We start from the raw sequence: 23,678 nt of genomic DNA, 5'->3' as shown, positions 1-23,678 counted from the left end.
ATACTGCCCACCTGATTACGGCCTGCCGCCACCGGTAGTCAACCTCCATTATCCAACGTTCATGTATAAAAACGCCCGTCGGGCGTATCAAATTCCGCTATTTTTGTCTTCCGGGGTTCAGTAACCCCAGGTTTGCAAAGTTACTAAGATAGAGCCGAATCGCCTAACCCGGCTTTAATGCCTCCATGCTTCCAGTTGCTCACTTCCATCGACTATACCTGACTCATCGGTTAGTTTTAAGTATCTGCCTGATTCTGGGCTCAATCCCACTTTGGGCTCAATCCGATACCGACTCTACCAACACCCAACGGTTGCTGTTACTTCTCGATCAGTTTCAGCAGGGCACCGTGGCCCGGCATGGTACGGTAGCCCTTTCGGTTCGGCGGGTGCGCGATGGTGAGCCGCTTATCGGCTACAACTCGCGGCAGAGCCTGTCGACGGCATCGACGCTGAAACTCGTCACCACCGCTACCGCGTTGGCCGTGTTGGGCGGGACCTACTCGTACACCACCGTTCTCGAATACGACGGACAGCTTCGCGATAGCACGCTCACGGGGAATCTGTACATCCGGGGTTCGGGCGATCCCTCGCTGGGCACCTGGCGGTATTCGAGCGGAGGCTCACTGCGCTCACCCGATCTGCCTACCTTGCTGGCCATCTGGTCCGACGTTATTCGGCGGGCCGGTATTCGTCGAATTGAAGGGCGGGTGGTTGGCGACGGGTTGATTTACAACGACCCGCCCGTGCCCGATACCTGGCCGTATGGCGATCTGGGCAACTACTACGGGGCCGGACTGAGTGGCCTCAATCTCAACGAAAACCTGTACCGGGTGTTTTTCAGACCGGGCAAGACCGTTGGCACGGCCGCAACCCTGCTCCGTACCGACCCGCCCCTGCCCTACCTGACGCTGCACAATACCGTGTCGACCGATGCCGCCGACACGGGCGATCAGGTCAATATTTACGGGGCTCCGCTCGCCAATCAGCAGTGGCTCACAGGTAAAATTCCGGTCGACAGCAAAGAGTTCAGCGTGAAAGGTTCGCTACCTAACCCGGCTTACTTTGCCGCCTACGCCCTCACCGAACAACTCCGGCGCGACAGTGTACGGGTAGGCAACGAGCCCGCAGCCTACGGGTCAGGGTTGCCCGCACCCAAACCGGCGGGCCGGCGCACCCTTCTGTACACCCACCGCTCCCCGTCGCTGACCGAGCTGGCCCAGCAAACCAACTTTCAGAGTGTGAACCTCTACGCCGAAGCTCTGCTCCGAACGGCGGCCCTACAGCTTAATCCGGGCGTTCAGAACACCGATGAAGCGGTGGCAGCGGTGGCTAAATTCTGGCGGAGCAAAGGCGTTAACCTCGACGGGTTTCGGATGCGCGACGGCAGCGGGCTGTCGACGGTGGGCGGGCTGTCGGCCGACAATATGACGGGAATCCTGAGCCGCATGGGTGCCGAGCGTACGTTTCCAGCTTTCTACGAAACCATTCCGGTCGTGGGGCAGTCGGGCACGGTACGGAGCCTGGCACGCAACACCGCAGCCGCGGGCAACGTGCGGGCCAAAAGTGGTTCTATTGAGGGTGTGCGGGCCTACGCGGGCTACTTCACCGCAGCCGACGGCGAACTGATGGCGTTTTCGGTTATGGTAAACCGGTTTACGCCGGGTCAGAACCGGGCGCTAACGGCCCAACTGGAGCGGATTCTGGCGGCAATGGTACAACTGAACGGGAAGAAGGAATAAGCAGTACGCCCTCATCGTCGGTTTCGGCCATAGCCAGTTTTTCGGGGAGAATGAGGTCAAACGTAGCCCCTTCACCCGGTTTGCTGTGGGCTCTGATATAGCCCTGATGCGCCATCACGATTCGCTTGCAAACCGCCAGGCCGATGCCGGTACCATCGTAAGCTGTTTGCGGGTGCAACCGCCCGAACAACTGAAAAATCCGCTCGGCATACTTCTCATCGAAACCAATTCCATTGTCAGAAACCGAGATTTTGACGTACGAACGATTCGAGGTAAGGTCGGCACAATCGGCTTCGTCAACCGGTTCCCAGGTAACCCGCACCATCGGGCGCGTGTCGGGTTTGCGGTATTTGATGGCGTTACTAATCAGGTTGGCAAACACCTGCTCCATCTGGCTCGGAATCACGGGCAGAACCGGCAACTGATCGACCCAAACGTCGGCAGCGAGCCCCTTAATCTGCAACTCCATATCGTCGAGCACCCGCCCAACAATATCGTTCATACTGACCATCTGGTAGTTATGCGCCTGATTAGATACCCGCGAAAACTCCAGCAGGTCTTTAATCATACGCGACATGCGATCGGCCGAACCGGTGATCTTACCCATAAACAGGCTCGTTTCGGTATCCAGCTTAGCGCGCTGGGTAATCAGGCCCGCAAATGATTGTATCTTACGCAGGGGTTCCTGCAAGTCGTGCGAAGCAATAAAGGCAAATCGTTCCAGTTCTTCGTTGGAGGTAGTAAGCTGTCGGATTCGCGCCTGAAGTTCGTCTTCGTAGGCCCGCAGCTGATCTTCGGTTTGCTGACGCCGGGTCAGTTCTTCATTGAGCGAATTGTAAGCGGCAATCAGGGTCAGGAACGTCAGCATAGACAGCAGAAAAATAACCACGATGGTCTGCTGGTACGAGGCAGCGGCTTTTTCGTTGCGGGCTTTCATGAGGCTCTTTTCCTCGGCAATCATCCAGGCCACCGACCGCCGGATGTTATCCATCTTGAGCTTCGCAATGAGCAATCGACTATTCAGGGCCCGCCGGTCAGTGCGGTAACGAATTTGCAGACTATCGATGGCCAGTTTGGTACGGGCCTGGGATTCGAGCGTATCCAGCCGGGCCAGCTGCCGGGGATTATCGCCCAGGGCTTTGCGCAGCCGAATCCAATCGTCGGGCAGTTCGCGCCGGGCCACGATGTACGCTTCCAGATACAGCGAGTCGCCACCAGACGCGAGGAAGCCGCGCGTGCCATTCTCGACGTCTTTCAACGACGACAGCACGTCTTCGAGCCCGTTAATGGCTTCGTGCGTAGCCTGTACCCGGTCACTATCGGCGCCATACCGGCTGTAACTGTAAAACGACAGCACAAAACCAGCGGCAATGAGCAATAGGGCAACCAGGAAAGCCAACGCAATCCGGCGGTCCGGACTGATAGCCGCGAATAGGTTACCGATTGATTTCATGTCAACACACCACGTGAAGGGTTAAAGGTAGCCGATTCGCACGGCCCCGCACCCGCCAGCCGTCTAAAAATTTAGGCAATGACCTTTACCTGCCAGTCCCTACCCGATTTTTTCGACGGTCAGGTTATGATTGGTGTAGATGCAGACATCGGCCGCAATGTGCAGGCTCTCGCGCACCATTTCTTCGGCCGTGAGGTGGGACGCATGTTTTTTCAGGGCAATAGCCGCCGACTGCGCAAAACTCCCGCCCGAACCAATAGCGGCCACATCACTATCGGGCTCAATCACATCGCCCGTACCCGAAATGATCAGCAAATCCTCTTTCGACGCCACAATGAGCATGGCTTCGAGCTTGCGTAAGTACCGGTCGGTGCGCCAGTCTTTAGCCAGTTCAATAGCGGCCCGCTTCAGGTTGCCGCCGTAGCCGTTGAGTTTTTCTTCAAACCGTTCGATGAGGGTAAAGGCGTCGGCCGTTGAGCCCGCAAAGCCCGCTAACACCTTGCCGCCAAGCAGCGAGCGCACTTTCCGAACGTTACTCTTGGCGACGGTATTACCCATGGTGGCCTGCCCGTCGGCCCCGAGCGATACTTGTCCGTTGTGGCGAATCCCGACAACGGTAGTGGCATGAATTGTCTGTTGCATTATTCTTCTTTACTTACCAGCCGCTCTTTCAATTGCTGGTTATACTCTTCAACCGTACCAGCCTGTACTCGGTTCAAATGCCAGTTAAAAGCAATACCTGCCCCGATAACACCAGCCATTGAGTAAACTAACGGGCGATTAATCGGATAAGTATGCCCTACACTGACGCTCCGTCTGAGTGAGTAGCCCAAAACATAACTCGCCAGAAAACCGGCGGCAAAACCTGAGGCAACCACCGAGATCGTTCGGGCTGTCCGGACATAGCGCATATTGGCAACCAAACGCCTATTGTTGAGGTATTCAAACGCCGGACGGAGGTTTTGTGCCGGATCAACCCGGATGCCGCGGTAAACGAATCTGGTAGACCCTTTCCGGGCAATCGTATCAGCCAGCGTCAGCCGTTCTGATCGCGGGATCAACGCAACCATAGGCTGGTAATACGAACTAGACTGCCCGCGTAAACGCCCATTGTATTGCCTCACGGCCCTTTCCATACTTTTTTCAACGGGTATAAAAAGCGGTACATACGTGAGCACCACACTACTCACCAGTAGACTTCGAGCCAGTAGCGGGTTATCCCGTCTCAGTAAAAAGCTACCTGTAAGCCCACCCAGCGTAACCCGGGGTATCGCCATTTTTATGGCATACAGCGTTTTGTAGTGCCGGATCAGCCGTTTGCCTTCGGGGTCAGCGTTTCGTTCCAACAAAGGAAGCAACTGGGGCGAGGTCAACGCGGTGGCGTGGTGATACCGATACTGACGGGGTGGGCCGAAAAACGAAATCTTCCCGTTCACCGAGATCGTATCTCCTACTGTTAACGAGTCTGTTTGGGCAAACCCGAAAAACGAAAAGCCCAGTATAAGGCAGAGCGTGAGGTAAATGGTGGATAATTTCATACACCAATGTAACCAGGTTTTACCAAAAACAAAAGTCGGTCCATGCTCACAACCGTTTGCATGGACCGACTTTTTGTTTTTGCTATTCTCTCCAATTACACCAGCATGCGCATGGGGTCTTCGAGCAACTGCTTGAACGTTTGCAGGAAAGCCGCCCCCGTAGCGCCGTCTACCACGCGGTGGTCGCACGAGAGGGTTACTTTCATCACGTTGGTTGGTTGAGCCACGCCGTCGACAAACTTCACCGACTCTTTGATAGCCCCAATCGCCATGATGCACGAGTCGGGCGGGTTAATGATCGCCGTGAACTCTTCGATACCAAACATACCGAGGTTCGAGATCGAGAAAGTGCTACCTTCCCAATCTTTGGGTTGAAGCTTCTTGTCTTTGGCTTTACCCGCCAGGTCTTTCACCTCGGCCGCAATAGTCGACAGCGTTTTCTGGTCGGCGTTGCGTACCACTGGCACCAGCAAACCGTCGGGGATAGCCACCGCTACACCAATGTTGACGTACTTGTACTTGCGGATTTTATCGCCGAGCCACGACGAGTTGACGTCGGGGTGTTGCTTGAGAGCTACAGCGGCTGCTTTCAGCACAAAATCGTTGAACGAAATCTTCACCGGGCTTACCGCGTTGACCGTTCCGCGCAGTTGCATCGCCTTGTCCATGTTGATTTCCATGGTCAGGTAGAAATGCGGAGCGGTAAACATGCTCTCGCTCAGGCGACGGGCAATTGTTTTGCGCATCTGGCTGACCGGGAAGTCTTCGAACTCGCCCGCCGGAGCCGGAGCCGCTTGCGGAGCGGCCTGCGGTGCTGGAGCTGGGGCAGGTGCAGATGCAGCAACCGGGGCAGCCGGTGCCGGTGCGGCTGCCGGAGCAGGCGCGGCTTTACCCGGCGCAAACGATTCTACATCGGCCTTCACAATACGGCCTTCTGGACCGGTGCCCTGTACCTGACGGAGGTCGATACCCCGCTCTTCGGCAATGGCTTTGGCGAGGGGCGATGCTTTCACCCGGCCGTTTTCCGACGACGCGGCTGCGGCCGGGGCCGATGCTGCGGGTGCCGCTTCCGTAGCCGGGGCAGCGGGTGCCGAAGCGGCCGGGGCGCTACCCGACGCACCACCTTCGAGCAGTACTTTGAAATTGGCTCCTTTTTCGCCCACCACCGCGATCACGGCGTCAACCGCTACCGATTCGCCTTCTTTCACGCCCACGTACAGCAGAGTGCCTTCTTCGTAGGCTTCGAGGTCCATCGTCGCTTTATCGGTTTCTACCTCAGCCAGGACATCGCCCGACTTCACGGTATCGCCTTCTTTCTTGTGCCAAGCTACAATGACGCCTTCCGTCATGGTGTCCGACATTTTAGGCATTCGGATCACCGACGCGTTTACTTCTTCGGCGGGGGCGGCCGATACCGTATTGGCGGCTGGCATATCGGTGTTTACCTGCTCCGACTTAATGTCGCCGGCGGGGGCCGCTTCGGGACCGTCCGGCGTTCCGGCGGGTGCAGCCGCAGGAGCCGGGGCTCCACCGTCGAGCAGGGCTTTGTAATCTTCGCCTTCGGCACCGATTATGGCCAGTACCCCATCAACGGGTACCGACTGTCCTTTTTCGACGCCGATGTACAGCAGTGTACCTTCTTCGTACGATTCGAGGTCCATCGTAGCCTTGTCGGTTTCTACTTCGGCCAGGACATCGCCCGACTTCACTTTATCGCCCACTTTTTTGTGCCACTCCGCAATGACGCCTTCGGTCATGGTGTCGCTCATTTTGGGCATTCGGATTAATTCAGCCATAGTCAGATTATGTATCGGATTGCGCTAAGACGTTGGATGCTATCGAGTAAGGGTCGACGGAAAGACAGACTACTCATCGACCGGCCGCCAAAATTAAAGCAAAGGCGCGAAAATCACATTCATTCGGGCCGGTTCTGTACGATTCCGCCCATTTGTTTGGTCGATAAGCACCTTCTTGTGGGTCAATCTGACCGGTGAATTAGGCATCTTGGGGCCTTACCAACCCGTTTGTACCCGTACCTTTGGGTCACTTAACGCCTGTTTGTTTATACGTATGAAAGCAATTTACTGCATTGGCCTGCTGGTAATCTCCAATGTGTTTATGACGCTGGCCTGGTACGGCCACCTGCAAGTGAAGCAATTTCCGGCTCTGGCCCGGCTCTCTTTCGCCGGGATTGTGTTGCTGAGCTGGGGCCTCGCCCTGTTTGAATATGTGTTTCAGGTGCCGGCCAACCGAATCGGCTCTACCGAAACCGGTGGCCCTTTTTCGCTTTTCGAACTCAAAACCATTCAGGAGGCCGTGTCGCTCATTGTGTTCACGCTGATTACGGTTTTTGTGTTCCGCACCGACAAGCTTGCCTGGAACCACCTGGTCGGGTTCTTTTTCATCGTTGTGGCCGTATTTTTTATTTTCAAGAAGTGGTGATGGGCTGAGCTGACATCTCTGGGAGCTTCAGCAATACATCTGGATAAAAAAAGAGATGACATCTCTCCAAACGAGATGTCATCTCAAAATAAGCCTGACAGGATTCTGAGCCCTCTTTTTACTTGGGTTCGGCCACCGATTTGATCTTCAACTCGTCGAGTTGCTTATCCGAAATAGTCGAAGGCGAATCGATCATGACGTCGCGGCCCGAATTATTTTTCGGGAAGGCGATAAAGTCGCGAATTGAGTCGGCGCCACCGAAGAGCGACGTTAACCGGTCGAAACCAAACGCGATACCCCCGTGCGGAGGAGCGCCAAACTCGAACGCATCCATCAGGAAGCCAAACTGTGCTTTGGCCTCTTCGTCGGAGAAGCCGAGCAGGCTGAACATCCGGGCTTGTAGCTCTTTGTTGAAAATACGAATAGAGCCCCCACCCACTTCGGTACCGTTGATGACCATGTCGTAGGCATTGGCCCGTACGGCACCGGGGTTTGTTTCGAGCAACGGAATATCCTCAGGCTTGGGCGAGGTAAAGGGGTGGTGCATGGCAAACCACCGCTGCTCTTCTTCACCGTATTCGAGCAAGGGGAAATCGAGTACCCAGAGAACTTTGTAATCGTCGGGGTTGCGCAGCCCTAAACGGGTGCCCATCTCAAGCCGCAGCTCGTTCAGTTGCTTGCGGGTTTTGTCGGCCTCACCAGCCAGCACCAGAATCAGGTCGCCGGGCTTGGCATCAAACTGAGTTGCCCAACCCGCCAGATCCTCGGGGCTGAAGAATTTATCGACCGACGATTTCACGGAGCCATCCTCGTTGACGCGGGCATAAATAAGCCCTTTTGCGCCAATTTGCGGGCGTTTGAGCCACTCGGTCAGCTCATCGATCTGCTTGCGGGTGTACTGAGCCGCGCCCGGCACGTTGATTCCCACCACGAGGTCGGCAGCGTCGAACACCGGAAATCCTTTACCCTTGGCCATGTCGGTCAGCTCGACAAACTGCATTCCGAAACGGGTATCGGGCTTGTCGGAGCCGTACAGGCGCATCGCATCGGCGTAGGTCATGCGGGGCACCTCGGCCAGGTCAATCCCTTTCACGGTTTTAAACAGCTGCCGCACCAGCCCTTCAAACATCACCAGAATATCTTCCTGCTCCACAAACGACATTTCGCAGTCGATTTGGGTAAACTCAGGCTGCCTGTCGGCGCGGAGGTCTTCGTCGCGGAAACACTTCACAATCTGGAAGTACCGGTCGAAGCCCGACACCATCAGGAGCTGCTTAAACGTTTGGGGCGACTGCGGCAGGGCGTAAAACTCACCGGGGTTCATGCGGCTGGGCACCACAAAATCGCGCGCACCTTCGGGCGTCGATTTAATAAGTACCGGTGTTTCGACTTCAATAAAGCCCTGCTCGTCCATGTACCGGCGGGTTTCCTGCGCCATGCGGTGCCGCAGTTCGAGGTTCCGGCGCACGGGGTTCCGGCGCAGGTCGAGGTAGCGGTATTTCATCCGCAGGTCGTCGCCCCCGTCGGTTTCGTCTTCGATCTTAAACGGCGGAGTGTTGGCCGTGTTGAGTACCGTCAGGGCGGTGGGGCGCACCTCAATATCGCCGGTGGGTACGTTGGGGTTTTTGGCTTTCCGCTCCACCACCTGCCCGGTTGCCTGCACCACAAACTCGCGGCCGAGCGTGCGGGCTGTCGCAAATAATTCAGCCGACGAAACGCCTTCTTCCAGAATCAGTTGGGTAATTCCGTAGCGGTCGCGCAGATCAATCCAGAGTACCTTTCCTTTGTCGCGGATGGTCTGGACCCAGCCAGAAAGAGTTACGGTTTTAGCGGCATCAGCCAGGCGAAGTTCGCCACAGGTATGAGATCGGAGCATATTTTTTATTGAGTGATTGAGTGCAAGAGTGATTGAGTGAATTTTATAAACTCGCTCAATCACTCACCGATACGTCGGACCGTCACTCGTTCACTCATTGAATTCAGGCCGCAAAGGTACAGACTTTAGGGCCAAGGGGCAAGGTTCATTTGTTTTACTCCCCGCCCCCGATTCGGGCAGGTTTCTGGCCGGTGGTGACCGGCTTGGGGTTCTTCACGTAGGCATCGAGCCAGCTGTTCATTTCCGACAGCATGTGTAGCAACGATTCCTTCGCCGTGTAGCCGTGGCTCTCGTAGGGCAGCATCACCAGCCGCGTGGTGGCCCCGAAGCCCTTCAGAGCATTGTAATACCGCTCCGACTGAATGGGGTACGTACCGGTATTGTTGTCGGCCTCACCGTGAATCAACAACAGGGGCGACTTCATTTTGTCGGCGTTCATAAACGGCGACATTTTGTTGTACACATCCGGGGCCTGCCAGTACGAACGTTGTTCATTCTGGAAGCCGAAGGGGGTCAGGGTTCGGTTGTAGGCACCGCTCCGGGCAATACCACCCCGAAACAACCGGCTGTGAGTGAGCAAATTAGCCGTCATAAAGGCTCCGTATGAGTGGCCACCCACACCAACCCGCGTAGAATCCACCACGCCCAGCCGAACGCCCTCATCAATAGCCGCTTTGGCGCTCGATACGAGTTGCTCCACATAGGTATCGTTGGGTTCTTTGTCGCCCTCACCCACAATCGGAATGCTGGCATTATCGAGAATGGCGTATCCCATCGTCACAAAGGCAGCCGCGCCCCAGTAGCTAATCCGGTTAAACTGGTAGGGCGAGCCTGACACCTGTCCGGCGGCATCTTTGCTTTTAAACTCAGCCGGGTAAGCCCACAGGAACGTGGGCAGCGGCCCCTGCTCTTTTTTGTAACCTGCGGGCAGGTACAACGTCGCGGTCAGGTCTACGCCATCGGCACGTTTGTAGCGAAGCTGCTGTTTTTGCACGCCTTTGAGTTGTGGGTACGGGTGCGGGAAGGCAGTGACCTGAGTCAGGGCGGGGCCTGCCTTCTTGTTTTTCGGATTCAGATTCCGAATGTAGTAGTTCGGGTTTTCGTCGGGTGTCTCGCGGGTGGTCAACACCAATCCTTTGGCGGCATCGAGCACACTGATGGGCCGCTCAAACACGGTGGCATCGGGGCCGGGGTTGCCTGAGCGCCAAACGATCCGGTTTTGCTTGGTATTGAGGTTTAGCACACTGACAAACGGCCGGTCGCCCTCGGGCGATGCTCCCTGCGCGTTGACCATCATAATTTCGTTGTTGGGCAACAGGTTGAGCACTTCACGGCCGTACTCGTTCCGGCGGGTATCGGGCGTGCCGGGGTTGTTGTAACGGTCCTCGTAGGAGCGGTCGAAAAGAGTAGTGGCGGCCCAGGTAGTGGGGTTTACCACTTTCGTGATTTCTTTCCGGCTCTGCCACCAACGCTCCTGCGCGAGGGCCGTGTTGGCATTGCCCCACTCAAACCCTTCAAACCGATAAGCAGCCGCATAAATTTCTTTGGGTTCGCCCGCAAACGGAGCTTCTATCAGATACACCTTGTCGCGAATGTCGGCTTTTACTTTGGGGTCGCCATTGTCCTGCGCTACGGTGTAGTAAATCGACGCGGGGGCATCGTTGCGCCAGCCAAACTCACGCGGGCCCGAGGGGGCACCGTCGGGGCTGTAAGGCACATTCTCCTGCAACGGGCCATCGTTGAGCGTTTTCACCAAAGCACCATCGGCTCCAAACACATCGGTACGCACCGGGAAGCGGTAAATAGGCACCAGGTACGAATACGGCTTGTGGTAGGTTTGTACCATCACATACCGGCCATCGGGCGAGGGCGAAGCTCCACCGATAATGCCCGGCTGACCAATGGCCCGCGTGCTGCCGTCGAGGCCCACCCGCATCACCTGACTGGTGGCGTAATAGGTAAACTGCCCCTCGTCGGACGGGTTTTTGAGCAAATCCTGATACGTTGGGGCCTGCCCACGCCGACCACCTACGTTTTCCTGCGTGGTGGGGCCTACGGGTATGCGGCTCGCTTCAGGAGCTGCCCCGCGGCCAGCCGGTACGGCCTTTACAATCAGGCTCCGGCTGTCGGATACCCACTGGTAGGGACTTCCCAACACGCCGTTGAGGGCTATGTCGGCTACGCGCCGGGCCGTAGCAGTGGCCACGTCGGCCACGTACAGTTCCATCCGGCTATCCGTCGAGTTGACAAACGCGATTTTAGTTTCGTCGGGCGACCACTGCACGTTGCTCAACTGGGCGGGCGACGGCAGGCCTGCAATTACCGTTTCAGCACCAGCAGGTAGTTTCTTGAGTTTCAGGTTGGTCAGGTACGTAGCCCGGCTCGGACCATTAATGGCCGGGTTAAGCCGCAAACCAGCCAACCGGAGTTCGGGCTGGGAAAGCTCGGCAATGGTTGGGTTGGCGGCCCGTTCCAGAATGAGCAGGTAATCGTCCGGTCGGCGTTCCGACTTACCCGATACGCTGACACCCGGCGTGGGCGGCACCGTTACCAGATCGGCAAGGGCTTTGGGGGGAGTCTGGTACGATTGAGCCCGCAACGTTCCGGCTGAGAGAAACGCCAGCCCCACGAGCATCGCCAGACGGTTCAAACGTCGTTCATGAAGTAAATAAAGCATAGCCATGTAGTTAACAATTCCCTCAAAAATACGCACTCAATAAAGTTTTTTATAACCGCTGCCCCCCTTTCCGGCGTTACTTTCTGAGGAATGGAGCCATTTTTGCTCCGTGTACCGTTTATCTGACCCGTGATCATGAATCGCTCCTCTCTCTTTCTTGGAATTGTCCTACTTGCCACAAACTGTAAACTACCGGGGGTATCGCCGAGTAGCACGGCTCAGTTTAGCTCCGACCCGGTTGCGGTGGGTATTCAACCCGGCCAAATTGATGAGGCTTCGGGGGTGGTCGACAGCCGAACCATGCCGGGTAACCTTTGGGTGCATCAGGACAGCGGCAGCCCAACCGAGATTTCGCTCCTCGGGCACGATGGCAAGGTGAAAGGGAAAATGGCGGTCCCAAATACGCAGAATATCGACTGGGAAGATATGAGCAGCGGCCCCGGTCCGCAGAACAACCGTAACTACCTGTACATTGGCGACATTGGCGACAACAACGGCGAGCACCCTACGCGGGTGGTTTACCGGTTTCCCGAGCCGGGGAGCCTCAGTGAGTCGATTGGGCAGGTGGAGCGCATCAACTACCGCTATCCCGATGGCCCACGCGATGCCGAAGCCCTGTTTGTAGACCCGCAGACGAAGGATATTTACATTGTCTCGAAACGAGAGTCGCGGGTGCGGTTATACCGGCTCAAGTACCCGCAGGACATCAACGTAGTTACGGTGGCCGAAGCGTTAGGCGAAATTCCGCTTTCGGTGGTAACGGGCGCGGGGATTTCGAGCGACGGCTCCGAAATTCTGCTCCGCACCTACACCAACATTCTGTATTACAAACGAAGCGATGGGCAGTCGGTAGCCGACGCCCTGCAACGGCAAAACAGCCGGGCACTCCCCTACCGGCTCGAACCACAGGGCGAAGCCGTTTGCTTCGACCGGGAGAACAAAGGGTATTACACACTGAGCGAGCGGTTTAACTCGCCAGCGATATCACTGTACTATTACGCGCGAAAATGAAAACGGCGGCTGTGATTGGCGCCGGCATCGGGGGCATTGCGGCCTCTATCCGGCTGGCGGTCAAAGGGTATGAAGTCCATGTATTTGAAGCTAACGAGTACCCCGGCGGTAAGCTATCCACGTTTGATGTAGCGGGAGCCTCGGGCACGTACCGCTTCGATGCGGGGCCGTCCTTGTTTACCCTCCCCCATCTGGTAGAAGAGCTGTTCCGGCTCGCGGGCGAGAACCCGGCCGACCATTTTGAATACCTCCGCCTGCCCGAAATCTGTCGGTATTTCTGGGACGACGGCACCCGGCTGACGGCCTGGGCGGATACCCATGCGTTTGCGCAGGAAGTGGAAACTAAGCTGGGCGAACCAGCACACCGGGTTACCAGTTTCCTGAAAGACAGCGCCTTTAAATACGAAGTCACCGACGGGCTGTTTCTGCACGATTCGCTGCACAAGGCGGGTACGTGGCTCAACCGCAAGGCATTGCGCGGCTACCTCAACCTACCCCGGCTGGGCGTATTTGGCACCATGAACGGCGCGAATAAGCGGGCTTTCGAGCATCCGAAACTCGTGCAGTTATTCAACCGCTACGCGACGTACAACGGCTCCGACCCGTACCAAACTCCGGCGCTGCTCAACATCATTCCGCATCTGGAATACAACATCGGGGCCTTTTTCCCGAAACAGGGTATGGTAAGCATTACCAACTCTCTTGTGAAACTGGCCAAACGACAGGGTGTACGGTTCCATTTCGGTACACCGGTAGAAGAAATTGTGGTCCAAAAGGGCCGGGCTGTTGGCGTAAAAATTGGCAAAAAGGGAGAACGTGTAGAAGGTCGCAAAGCCATGCCGCCCTCCCCTGCATCCCTTTCGTCCCCTTCGTCTCCCTCCTCCCGTTCCTCCTTTTTGCCCTTCTCCCGCATCGTCTCCAACATGGACGTGACGCCCACGTACCGGCGGCTGATGCCTACCCAACCCGCCCCCGAACGGACGCTCCGGCAACCCCGCTCGTCGTCGGGCCTGATTTTTTACTGGGGTATCCGGCAGACGTTTCCAGAGCTGGACATGCACAATATTTTCTTCTCCAACGACTACCGCACCGAGTTCGATTACTTGTTCAACAAGCGCGACCGGCTTTATGAGGACCCGACGGTGTACGTCAACATCACCTCGAAAAACAAGCCCGATGATGCCCCGCCGGGCTGCGAGAACTGGTTTATTCTGCTCAACGCCCCCGCCAATGAAGGGCAAGACTGGGATGCCATCATTGCCCAAACCCGGCAAGACGTAATTCGAAAGTTGAGCCGTAATCTGGGGGTCGACGTAGGTTCGCTCATCGAATGCGAGGCTATTCTGGACCCGCGCACGATCGAAGCCCGGACCTCCTCGGCCCAAGGGGCTTTGTACGGCACCGCGTCGAACAACCGGTTTGCGGCTTTTTTACGGCACCCCAACTTTTCGAGCCGGATCGACAACCTGTACTTTGTGGGGGGTAGTGTGCATCCGGGCGGGGGTATTCCACTCTGCCTGCTCTCGGCCAAAATCGCGACAGAACTATAAGCAACGAACAGAGAAACAATAGCAGTTAACAACGAGCAGGATATGAAACGTAACCGGTCTTATTTGGTGGCAACTTCCTGTTTCACCAGTACGACCTGCACTTTATCCTGTCTGGCCGCTCTACGCCGAAAATCGACCCATTCGGCATAAGCCGAAGCCGGATGACGCCCTCGCCGAACCGTTATCTGACGCATATATATCAGCCGACCGTCTTTCAAGCTGACCTGAGCTGTGTAATCGCCAAATTTTGACCGTATGCTTACTGGCGCGGGCATGAACTCGGGCGTGTACGAAGCCGGGAGCTGGTAGCTTACGGTATCGGTATCCTGCCAATCCCAGTTGGCATCGAGGTCCAACTCAAACTGCCGGGGCGCCGAAGCTGGCGTAACCGGGTCGAGTGCCGACATTAAATTGAGGGGCAAGAACAACCGCGCGCCACTCGGTGTGGCCCATTTGCGCACCGATAGTGTCAGATTCTCCGACACGGCCGGAATCGGGGTGCGGTGTTCGGTCAGCAAAAAATTAGTCAGCTCATAATTAGGGATCACAATGCGCTGTAGTAGCCAGTTGCGCTGCTCGGTTTGGCTCTTGCTGACCAATGCCTGAGCACGGCTCTCCTGCTGAATACCAGTGTAGAGGTTACGGGCTTCGGCGGTGGCGTTGCCGTCGGCCGTCAACACCACATCAATACGCCGAACCTGCCGGTTATCGGTCGGAGAATAGTGTCGGGTTTGGGTCAGTTTGCCGCCATCAGGGGTAACAAGTAACACGTGTCGGCCTCCCGTAAATGTACCGTTATAGCCCATCACTCCGCTTTGGTCGGTACATTCGAGGTAGAGCGTGTCCTGGTTGATCGGCACACACAGAATTACGTGATTGAACTGAAAACTGGGAAAATCAGTGCGGATGTCGGGGGCACCATTGCCGGCCCGCACCAGCGCATCGATAGCCGGAATACCAGCCGCTTTCAGTAAGGCTCTGGTGTAGTTGGTTAAGGCTTTACAATCGCCGTACTGAGTGTCGGCTACTTTACCAGCCTCAATAGTTTGCCAGCCACCGATACCCAGCTGTACGCTTACGTAACGCGTGCTTTGCTGCACCAACTCATACACTTTTTTGATTTTGCCCAACGCGGTTGGCTCATTCGCGGTGAGCTGCACAACCCGTTGGCGGAGAGCATCGGGAATCTGGTCACGATCTCGATTGAGCAAATAATAAAACCGGCCCAGATCACGCCAAGACTGCATTACACCTGCGTACCCCTGCACTTCGAAGGTTGTAGGGGCGGTATACACAGTAGAGAGTAGCTCCGATGCAGGCGGGGCCATTGGCTCCAGTTGCAAAGCAGGCTGATTCTGAATCGCCCAGCGATACACCGTCTGCTGGTTACCCGCTACGCGTTCAACCGGTGTTTTCATGTTCACCTCCTTGTAACGCAATGGCATGTTGGTTGGCATAACCATGGTCAAGGTCGCTTGTTCTAATGATACGTTTTCGTCCGACTGCGGAGTCCAGGTTGGGTAAAACATTAGATTCCGCTCCGTAGTCTCGTACACAAATTCAACAGTATACGGATACGAAGGCTGACGCGGAAAAATCGCTTGTTTCAGGCGGTTATCCGTCAAAAAACTAACGCCATCGTAGGCGCTTCGGTCGTCAATATCGGCTTTCCTGAGCTTTTTAATTAAACCCCCATCGGCACCATATAACGCGCCCCATATGTCGTCAACACGTGACAGCTTGTCATAGCGTACCACCAGTTGCGCCTGATCGTCGCCCTTGGCATCGAGCACGGTCACCACGGTCCGAACCCGGTGGGTAGCCTCGCCGGGGGCTTTGACGGTGAATACTGTTTCGTGCCGACGGATGACCGCGTGTGCGTTTGTGTGTAATGGAGCCGGAATAGCCGAGGCCCGGTATTCATCCTGAGCCACTCCCAGCGTCGGGAGTGCCAATAGCCATAAAAACAGTTTTTTCATACCTATTTTTTAGCTACTTCGCCCCGCTTGAGTACCACCCGTTCGGCATGTTTGGTCACGATCAACGCAAACAATTCCCGCAAAGCCCCGTATTCTTCGGCAAAGTAAATCGGCTTGCGCAACGACAGCCGACTCACCACCTGTAGCTGATTACCCGTATGTAAAACCTGATACGAAAACCGGCCGGCTTTATCGGGCAGGCTGATGACGGCAGCTTTAGGTAATTCTTCGACCGCAAACCCCTGCGGCAGCGTAAATGTTGCCATAAAAGCCTCTTCAATGGGTGCGCCGAAGTCGACGGGATAAAGCCGCGTTTTTTCTTTGAACGGATTTTGTGTACGTCCCTCGGTTAGCATGGGGTTCAGATAAATACGGTCGCCCGCTTCGGTGTACGCATCAGCAATAACCAGCGTGTGATTGGATTCAAAGGCGGCAGCCGGGTTGCTGACTCCCGTAATTTCGGTAGTATTGAGTTGCCAGTTAGGCCGTTTTTTTAGAATCTGCTCCAGATATTTCGCTTCACCGTCTGTCTGATACACCGAACGGGCACTCCAGCCGCTATAACCACCCCGCGAGTGTTTCATGGTTCCTTTCACCTCGCCATCGTCGGCAAGGGTAAACTGGCCTGACGTTAACTCAGTATCTCGCTCGGTGGGCAACAACGATACAAACCGGCTCTTCTGATCGGGCACAACAAGCCGCCCTGTCTGATTGAGGCAGCGCTTGGGTAGCATCCCCATTTTAATGAACGGGTCGGTAGCGTCGAGCATAATCTCCTGCCCGTTGGTATGCACATGAGCCACCACATAATCGAACTGCCGCGTGAGAGCATATTCTTCCATTACCCTTCCGTGCGAACGGGTACTCAGAAGAACCGGGTTCGCATCGAAATCAAGTTCACGCAGTAAGGCAATCAGCAAAAGGTTAATATCGCCCGCATCCCCTTTTTTCGCTTCAAATATCTTCCTGGTACTCTTGCACGAATAGCTGTTAGACCCATCCCATTTGATTGATTTGCGGATGTAGTCATAGGCCGCAGATAACCGGGCGAGCGAGTCGGTTGGGTTTTGCGAGCGAATCAAGGTGGCTACATCGCGCAGAAAAGGCGCTTTTTTGTATTGATTACCAAACCAGTCCGCCATCAGCAGGGTCTTATCCAGGGTTTCCCAACTAACTGTAAAGTCCTTAATCAACCCATTCGGAATCTGCACTTTAGCCAGCTCAAACTCCACTTTCGAGGTGTAGTCTCTGGTTGTCGTGATGTAATCTTCACTTTCCAAAGCCGGTACATTGGCTATAGCAAAGTGATACACAATAGCGGGCGTATCGGGTACACCGGGCAGCAAGTTCATGGACACCGAGCGTTGTTTTTGCTCGGTCAGCCCTAAGTAGCCCCCCATAATGATTTTGTAATAGAAATAATTGGGGATGGTGATGTTGTACTCACTCCACCGGACCGGAATTTCTTCCTGAAATGCCCAGGTTCGGGGGTTGTGAGCCACACTAAACGGCGTTTGGAGCACATACCGGTACTCGATAATGGAGCCCTCACGTACGTTGGGCAACGTAAATTTTTCGAGCGTAACCTGATCACTCACCCGCTCGCTTACCATACCCGCGCGGGTGAGCTTATCGGTCGTTACATTCTGCCCGTTCAGATTGTGCGTGTAGCCATCTATACCGACCATGTATTCGCGCTCGGCACCTTCCCCCTTAAACGTAGGAATCTCAACCGTGCCCCGGTTTAAAGCCGACTTTTTCAGAATCCTGATCCGCCGATGGCGGGTAAACTCCATTATAAATGTGTTGTTCCGCAAGTCAAAGCGTACACTGCCGTGATCATACAGAACCTCGGCCTCGGCGGTAGAGTCGAGGCCGCTAGCAGCAAGGTCAAAATCAGCCGCAGTAACCCGGCCTAATTTAACGATTGGAGCCTGCGTGGATGTCGCTTGGGCAACAACTGCTGTTGTATCCATGAACAAGAAACTCAACAGGGTCAGCACCCATATCCGTTTGTAGAGGTGGGAGTCCATATCATATGGTGTTAATATAGTTTAGTTCGAAATATAAGTAAAGTATAATTTGAGATACAAACCGATCAAATAAATAAATTAAATCATGGATAAAAATACCAACAAACATATATCTAACACAGGGTTACCGAAACGAGTCGGCCCGTACTTACGGCTCCATTCCGTACGTTTAATTTCGGGTTATAACCAGTTCCTATGGATCTACACGCTTAAAATAGCGCTCACACTAACCCCTCATTCACTCAATACAGTAACCGTGGCTCGTTTGTGCGTACTTTTGTCGAATCCCACCGCAAACCACTCCCTTGTTATTCTCTGTTCGTTGTTCCCTGTTACCTGTTCGTTGTTTGCTGGATGGATTCCTCGTATTTAATCATTGGGCTGAGCTTATCCGTACTGATTTCGTACGCTTTCGACCTGTTGAGTAGCCGCTTCAAGATGCCCTCCGTCATTTTACTACTGGCGCTGGGCATGCTCACCCGGCAGGTCACCGAGTACCTTGGCGTGCAGATTCCGTATGTGGCCCCTACGCTCTCCACACTCGGCACATTGGGACTTATTCTGATTGTGCTCGAAGGCGGTCTCGACATCGAAATCCAGTCAGCTCAGTTCGGACTACTCCGCCGAACGGCCCTTACGGCGCTCAGTTCGCTTGTTTTTACCACCTTGCTGCTGGCGGGGATGCTGTTTCTTTTACTCGAAGAAACGTTTTACCGGTGCCTCATCAATGCCCTGCCCTTTGCGGTCATCAGCCGAACGGTTGCCGTACCGGGCGCTCAGAATTTGTCGGAGCGGCAACGCGAGTTTGGCCTCTACGAAGCTACGTTTTCCGACATTATGGGGGTTATGCTGTTCAACTTCGTGTTGCTGGCCCAATCGTCGTCCGTGCTGGGGGCTACCCTCGTCTTTGCCCGCGATACCCTGCTGATTTCGCTCGTTTCCATCCTTTGCTGTCTGGGCCTGCTGTACCTCATCAGCCGAATCAACCATACGGTCAAATTTCTGCCCATCATATCCGTGCTGTTGCTGGTGTACGCCATCGCGCAGGTTTACCAGATGTCTTCGCTGCTGATTATTCTGGTTTTCGGGCTTTTTTTGAACAACACCGAGCTGTTTATCCGGGGGCGTCTCGACCAGATTTTCAAGAACGATCTATTTGAAAAAGAGCTCGATCAGCTTAAAAATCTCACGGCCGAGGGGGGCTTTGTCATCCGTACCTTTTTCTTTCTCCTGTTTGGCTACGCGGCCAACCTCAGTACCCTCATCGACCTCGACGCCATTATTGTCAGTGTGCTGTTTGTGGGCACCATCCTGGGCGTCCGGTATGTATCGTTGCGGGTGGCTCTGGATGGGCCGCTGAAGCCCCTGCTCTGGGTGGCTCCGCGCGGCCTTGTTACCATTCTACTTTACCTGAACATTCCCGAACCACTCCGGTTAACGGGCTTTCGGGAGGGGGTGCTGATGCTGACCGTTGTACTGTCGGCGATGGTCATGATGGGCGGCCTGATTAGCCACAAACCTACCACAGCCGAGTAATTGGGGTCGGTACAATAGACATTTTCGTATCATTGTGGTTCTAACAAGAGACCCGGCCCAGCCCGCCGGGTCCATGACAACGCAGAACCAACCCATGAGTAAAACGACCACCCCAAAAAAGCCGAGCAAGTCTAAAGCCACCCAAACCCCTACTGTCGATCTTTCGCTGGCCGATGTGTACGGGCAGGTCCGTGTGGTGATTGAACGTGTTAGCCCTGAGCTCGATGGAGGCCGCTTTCCGATCAAAGCCATTCCCGGCGACACTATTCAGGTAGAAGCCGATATTTTTGCCGACGGGCACGACTACGTGTCGGCCCGGCTGTTGTACCGCGCCCCGCACGAAAAGCACTGGCACGAATCCCCCATGCACAAGCTCGAAAACGACCGCTGGGCGGGTGCTTTTTCGGTAGAGCAGGTGGGCCGGTATCAGTACACACTCGAAGCCTGGGTCGATCATATTGGCTCGTGGCAGCATGAGCTGGACCTGAAAGTCCGCGACGGTCAACGCGTCACGAGCGAACTGCTGGCCGGGGCTACCCTGGCCGAGGGGATGGCCCACCGCGCGGGGGGCAGTCCGACCGGCGATACGGCAGGGAACGCCCACGACCAGGCCGAACTGTTCCGCATTGCCGAGCTGTTCCGTAACCCCGACGCCTACGACCAGGCCGTGCAGGTAGCGCTGGGCGATGCCTTTCATCAGTTGGCCGAGCAATACCCCGAGCGGCAGCACCCGGCCCGCTACAGCCGCGAGCTGGGCGTTGAAGTCGACCGGGCAAAGGCGGGTTTCAGCACCTGGTACTGTTTGTTTCCAAGGTCGGCCTCGATGACCGAGGGCAAGCACGGCACCTTCCGCGATGTGGAGCGGCTCCTGCCCCGGATTGCGGGCATGGGCTTCGATGTGTTGTATCTGCCCCCTATTCACCCGATTGGCACCGCCCACCGCAAGGGCAAAAATAACTCGGTAACCTGCCTGCCCGGCGAGCCGGGTGTGCCCTATGGCATCGGCTCGCCCGAAGGCGGGCACGACGCCATTCACCCCGAACTGGGCACGGTTGAGGACTTCAAGCACCTGATTGCCATTGCCCGCAATTACGATATGGAGGTGGCCATGGACCTGGCCATTCAGTGTTCGCCCGACCACCCCTGGGCTACTGAGCACCCCGAATGGTTCAAGAAACGCCCCGACGGCTCCATTCAGTACGCCGAAAACCCACCCAAAAAATATCAGGATATTTACCCGGTATGGTTCGAAACCGAAGACTGGCGTAACCTCTGGATCGAAATGAAGCGGGTGCTGTTGCTCTGGGCCTCGTGGGGGGTTCGGATTGTACGGGTCGATAATCCGCACACCAAACCGTTTGCATTTTGGGAATGGGTAATTGCCGAGGTGAAAAAGGAGTTTCCCGACATGATTTTCCTGTCGGAGGCCTTTACCCGGCCCAAAGTCATGCAGCAACTAGCCAAGCGGGGATTTGCGCACTCGTACACCTACTACACTTGGCGGAACTCCAAAACCGAGCTGATGGAGTACATGACCGAGCTGACCGCTACCAACGGCCAACCCGATGCCATGCGCTACTATTTCCGGCCCAACTTCTGGCCGACTACGCACGACATTAACCCGTACATTCTGCAATCGGGCCACGAGCCGCAGTTCCTCATCCGGTACTTTCTGGCCGCTACGCTGTCGAGCAATTACGGTATCTACGGCCCCTCGTTTGAGCTGATGGAACACGTGCCCAATGCCGGTAAAGAGGAGTTTCTGAACTCGGAGAAGTACGAGATAAAGCACTGGGACTGGGATCGTACCAACAAACTCACGTACCTGATTACCCTTACGAACCGGATTCGGCGCGAAAACCCGGCTTTGCAGCAAACGAACAACCTGACGTTTTGCCGCATCGACGATGACCACATCATGGCATACCTCAAAACAGCGGGCGACAACCGGCTGTTGACGATAGTGAATATGGACGCGTATAACCGACGGGCGGGCATGGTGCAGGTACCGATCTGGCAGTTGGGTATCGACGGCAATACGACCTACGTGGTACACGACCTGCTCACCGGCGCGCGTTACAATTGGAAAGGCGAATGGAATTACGTTGAACTCGACCCGTACATGTTGCCCATGCACCTGTTTCGGATTGAATTGTAAACTTGATGAGTTAGCCGAATTTATTGGCTAACTCACCCTCTTTTTATGCTCCAAACCCAACTTTCCTGGCCCGCTCTGGCTACCGAGGCCCCCTTCTGGGACGCGTTGGCTCGTGATGTGCTGCCTGCTTACGTGAATACCTGCCGCTGGTTTGCCGGTAAAGCCCGCACACAAACGGGCTTTGCCGTGACCTCGGTACATACGGTTCCAACGGTCCGCCAACCGGCCTATCTGCTTATCGTAGAGGCTACATACGCCGAGGGTGAGTCGGAGCAGTACCTGTTACCCGTAACCCTGCTGGCGGCCAACAGCCCCAACGAGGTTCCCGACAAAGGGAAAATCAGCCCGTTGGTCTGCGGCAATCAGGAGGGCACGCTCATCGACGCTATCTACCACCCCGACTTCCGCACGGCGCTTTTTGAGGCTATTCGGCAAAACACCGAACTGCCACAGCCCGACGGAAGCCTCACGGCGGTACGGGGCCGGGGCCTCGCCCCCGACGATACCCAGCCCAACAGCCGGGTTCTGCCCGTCGATTCGAGCAACTCGGCCATGGTGTTTGGTACCCCTAGGCAGGAAACGTACTTCCTGAAACTCTACCGAAAACTGTTTGCAGAAACCAACCCCGAAGTCGAAATGGTGGCATTTCTGACCGAAGAAGGCGGTTTTGAGCATATTCCGGCTTTTTGCGGTACGCTCGGCTGGAACCCGTCGGCTGGTCGACCCATTACGCTCGGTATGATGCAGCGGATGGTACGTAACGACAAGGATTCGTGGATGCAAACCGGCGATTACCTGAACGACTTTCTGTACGCCGTACCCAATCGGCTGTTTACCATCAAAGAAGACGTTTTCGATAAGGTTGAGTTGCTGGGCAAACGAACCGGACAAATGCACTGCGCCCTGTACCAGCCCCGCACCACCGACCCGGCCTTTGCCCCGGAGCCCTTCACCGACGAGTACCGTCAGTTTCTGATTGGCCGGTTTGCCGACCTGCTCGACCGCCGGTACGCCTTACTCATCGACAACTACACCCGGCTCGATGTACCGGCACAACGGCTGGCGTGGGTGTTTATGGAAGCGAAAGAAATGATCGAAGCCTTTGTGGAGGAGTTTCGGACGCGCCCGCTCGACTCGCTACGCATCCGAATCCACGGCGACTATCACTTGGGTCAGGTATTGGCTACCCCCGACGATTTTGTGGTGATCGACTTTGAAGGCGAACCCGAAAGCACCATCACCGACCGGAAAATAAAGCATTCGCCCCTTAAAGACGTGGCCGGCATGATTCGGTCGTACCACTACGCCGTTTCGGCCAAGCTATTCAATGCGGCCGAAACGCAGGGAATCTCGCCGGAGCATCTGCAACGGGTGTCGGACCGGTGGTTTTACCTCATCCGCGACACGTATCTGGATGCCTACCTGAGCGAGTTTGGAAGTCCGCATCCGTTGTTCAAAAACAACAACGAGATCAACTTTTTGCTGTTGGTGTACCTGCTCGAAAAAGCAGTGTACGAACTGGGGTACGAAATCAGCTACCGGCCCGACTGGGTGAAGATTCCGCTCAAGGGGATTATTGATGTAGTGCGCGAAATTGAGAAAATCCGCATCAGCGATCAGGGCCACCGCGAAGAGGTGCCTATGTTGCAAACCAAATTACTCAACGGGTAGCCCCCGGTTTAGCCC

15 protein-coding genes are annotated in these 23,678 nt (G+C 55.6%); 7 read left to right on the top strand and 8 right to left on the bottom strand.

Annotation, left to right across the window (positions count from 1 at the left end; genetic code table 11):
• Positions 1–185 precede the first annotated feature (185 nt).
• The gene (gene dacB / locus F5984_RS03970) at positions 186–1,739 is read left to right on the top strand and encodes a D-alanyl-D-alanine carboxypeptidase/D-alanyl-D-alanine endopeptidase (protein WP_152122944.1); all 1,554 of its coding nucleotides are present in this window, start codon (positions 186–188) and stop codon (positions 1,737–1,739) included.
• Here dacB and F5984_RS03965 read toward each other — a convergent pair.
• The 4 genes from F5984_RS03965 to F5984_RS03950 form a co-directional block, all read right to left on the bottom strand.
• A complete protein-coding gene (locus F5984_RS03965; protein WP_152122943.1) occupies positions 1,654–3,192 on the bottom strand; it encodes a sensor histidine kinase in 1,539 nt (512 codons plus the stop codon). The genes dacB and F5984_RS03965 overlap by 86 nt on opposite strands.
• 99 nt (positions 3,193–3,291) lie before the next feature.
• Positions 3,292–3,834, bottom strand: a complete 543-nt coding sequence (gene hslV, locus F5984_RS03960) for an ATP-dependent protease subunit HslV (protein ID WP_152122942.1) — start codon at positions 3,832–3,834, stop codon at positions 3,292–3,294.
• Entirely contained in the window at positions 3,834–4,730 is an 897-nt protein-coding gene (locus F5984_RS03955) for a hypothetical protein (RefSeq protein WP_152122941.1), read from the bottom strand. Before F5984_RS03955 ends, hslV begins: the two co-directional genes overlap by 1 nt.
• Positions 4,731–4,825: 95 nt before the next feature.
• Positions 4,826–6,526 carry a pyruvate dehydrogenase complex dihydrolipoamide acetyltransferase gene (locus F5984_RS03950; RefSeq protein WP_152122940.1) on the bottom strand — a complete coding sequence of 567 codons (1,701 nt, stop codon included), beginning with the start codon at positions 6,524–6,526 and terminating at the stop codon, positions 4,826–4,828.
• 274 nt (positions 6,527–6,800) lie between these two features.
• Here F5984_RS03950 and F5984_RS03945 point away from each other — a divergent pair, with 274 nt between their 5' ends.
• Positions 6,801–7,172: a DMT family protein gene (locus tag F5984_RS03945; RefSeq protein WP_152122939.1), complete on the top strand. Its 372-nt coding sequence runs from the start codon at positions 6,801–6,803 to the stop codon at positions 7,170–7,172.
• 118 nt (positions 7,173–7,290) lie between these two features.
• On the opposite strand, the gene aspS is transcribed toward F5984_RS03945, so the two are convergent.
• Positions 7,291–9,048: an aspartate--tRNA ligase gene (gene aspS / locus F5984_RS03940; protein ID WP_152122938.1), complete on the bottom strand. Its 1,758-nt coding sequence runs from the start codon at positions 9,046–9,048 to the stop codon at positions 7,291–7,293.
• 154 nt (positions 9,049–9,202) lie between these two features.
• Complete coding sequence (locus tag F5984_RS03935; protein WP_152122937.1) at positions 9,203–11,725, bottom strand: S9 family peptidase; 2,523 nt, start codon at positions 11,723–11,725, stop codon at positions 9,203–9,205.
• A gap of 135 nt (positions 11,726–11,860) precedes the next feature.
• On the opposite strand from F5984_RS03935, the gene F5984_RS03930 reads away from it, so the two are divergent.
• Positions 11,861–12,736: a PE-PGRS family protein gene (locus F5984_RS03930; RefSeq protein ID WP_152122936.1), complete on the top strand. Its 876-nt coding sequence runs from the start codon at positions 11,861–11,863 to the stop codon at positions 12,734–12,736.
• Complete coding sequence (locus F5984_RS03925) at positions 12,733–14,286, top strand: phytoene desaturase family protein (RefSeq protein WP_152122935.1); 1,554 nt, start codon at positions 12,733–12,735, stop codon at positions 14,284–14,286. The genes F5984_RS03930 and F5984_RS03925 overlap by 4 nt, the downstream gene beginning before the upstream one ends.
• A gap of 59 nt (positions 14,287–14,345) precedes the next feature.
• Here F5984_RS03925 and F5984_RS03920 read toward each other — a convergent pair whose 3' ends face one another.
• Both F5984_RS03920 and F5984_RS03915 read right to left on the bottom strand, forming a co-directional pair.
• Positions 14,346–16,265 (bottom strand): DUF3857 domain-containing protein, encoded by a 1,920-nt coding sequence (locus F5984_RS03920; RefSeq protein WP_152122934.1) that lies wholly within the window; start codon positions 16,263–16,265, stop codon positions 14,346–14,348.
• Positions 16,266–16,267: 2 nt separating this feature from the next.
• Complete coding sequence (locus F5984_RS03915; RefSeq protein ID WP_152122933.1) at positions 16,268–18,298, bottom strand: transglutaminase domain-containing protein; 2,031 nt, start codon at positions 18,296–18,298, stop codon at positions 16,268–16,270.
• A gap of 354 nt (positions 18,299–18,652) precedes the next feature.
• Between F5984_RS03915 and F5984_RS03910 the strand changes: the two genes are divergently transcribed.
• The 3 genes from F5984_RS03910 (at position 18,653) to F5984_RS03900 (ending at position 23,663) form a co-directional block, all read left to right on the top strand.
• Positions 18,653–19,834 (top strand): cation:proton antiporter, encoded by a 1,182-nt coding sequence (locus F5984_RS03910; protein WP_152122932.1) that lies wholly within the window; start codon positions 18,653–18,655, stop codon positions 19,832–19,834.
• Positions 19,835–19,907: 73 nt separating this feature from the next.
• Entirely contained in the window at positions 19,908–21,992 is a 2,085-nt protein-coding gene (locus tag F5984_RS03905) for an alpha-1,4-glucan--maltose-1-phosphate maltosyltransferase (RefSeq protein WP_394367379.1), read from the top strand.
• Positions 21,993–22,037: 45 nt separating this feature from the next.
• Entirely contained in the window at positions 22,038–23,663 is a 1,626-nt protein-coding gene (locus F5984_RS03900; RefSeq protein ID WP_152122931.1) for a putative maltokinase, read from the top strand.
• Positions 23,664–23,678: the final 15 nt, after the last annotated feature.

This window comes from Rudanella paleaurantiibacter, assembly GCF_009184635.1.
Lineage (GTDB): Bacteria > Bacteroidota > Bacteroidia > Cytophagales > Spirosomataceae > Rudanella > Rudanella paleaurantiibacter.
Note: the sequence above shows the minus strand (reverse complement) of the source record. Positions and strands in the feature narration are given on the sequence as shown.

Coding starts and splice junctions, on each gene's coding strand:
- dacB (WP_152122944.1), top strand. CDS start 186: ATGCTTCCAGTTGCTCACTTCCATCGACTATACCTGACTCATCGGTTA.
- F5984_RS03965 (WP_152122943.1), bottom strand. CDS start 3,192: ATGAAATCAATCGGTAACCTATTCGCGGCTATCAGTCCGGACCGCCGG.
- hslV (WP_152122942.1), bottom strand. CDS start 3,834: ATGCAACAGACAATTCATGCCACTACCGTTGTCGGGATTCGCCACAAC.
- F5984_RS03955 (WP_152122941.1), bottom strand. CDS start 4,730: ATGAAATTATCCACCATTTACCTCACGCTCTGCCTTATACTGGGCTTT.
- F5984_RS03950 (WP_152122940.1), bottom strand. CDS start 6,526: ATGGCTGAATTAATCCGAATGCCCAAAATGAGCGACACCATGACCGAA.
- F5984_RS03945 (WP_152122939.1), top strand. CDS start 6,801: ATGAAAGCAATTTACTGCATTGGCCTGCTGGTAATCTCCAATGTGTTT.
- aspS (WP_152122938.1), bottom strand. CDS start 9,048: ATGCTCCGATCTCATACCTGTGGCGAACTTCGCCTGGCTGATGCCGCT.
- F5984_RS03935 (WP_152122937.1), bottom strand. CDS start 11,725: ATGCTTTATTTACTTCATGAACGACGTTTGAACCGTCTGGCGATGCTC.
- F5984_RS03930 (WP_152122936.1), top strand. CDS start 11,861: ATGAATCGCTCCTCTCTCTTTCTTGGAATTGTCCTACTTGCCACAAAC.
- F5984_RS03925 (WP_152122935.1), top strand. CDS start 12,733: ATGAAAACGGCGGCTGTGATTGGCGCCGGCATCGGGGGCATTGCGGCC.
- F5984_RS03920 (WP_152122934.1), bottom strand. CDS start 16,265: ATGAAAAAACTGTTTTTATGGCTATTGGCACTCCCGACGCTGGGAGTG.
- F5984_RS03915 (WP_152122933.1), bottom strand. CDS start 18,298: ATGGACTCCCACCTCTACAAACGGATATGGGTGCTGACCCTGTTGAGT.
- F5984_RS03910 (WP_152122932.1), top strand. CDS start 18,653: ATGGATTCCTCGTATTTAATCATTGGGCTGAGCTTATCCGTACTGATT.
- F5984_RS03905 (WP_394367379.1), top strand. CDS start 19,908: ATGACAACGCAGAACCAACCCATGAGTAAAACGACCACCCCAAAAAAG.
- F5984_RS03900 (WP_152122931.1), top strand. CDS start 22,038: ATGCTCCAAACCCAACTTTCCTGGCCCGCTCTGGCTACCGAGGCCCCC.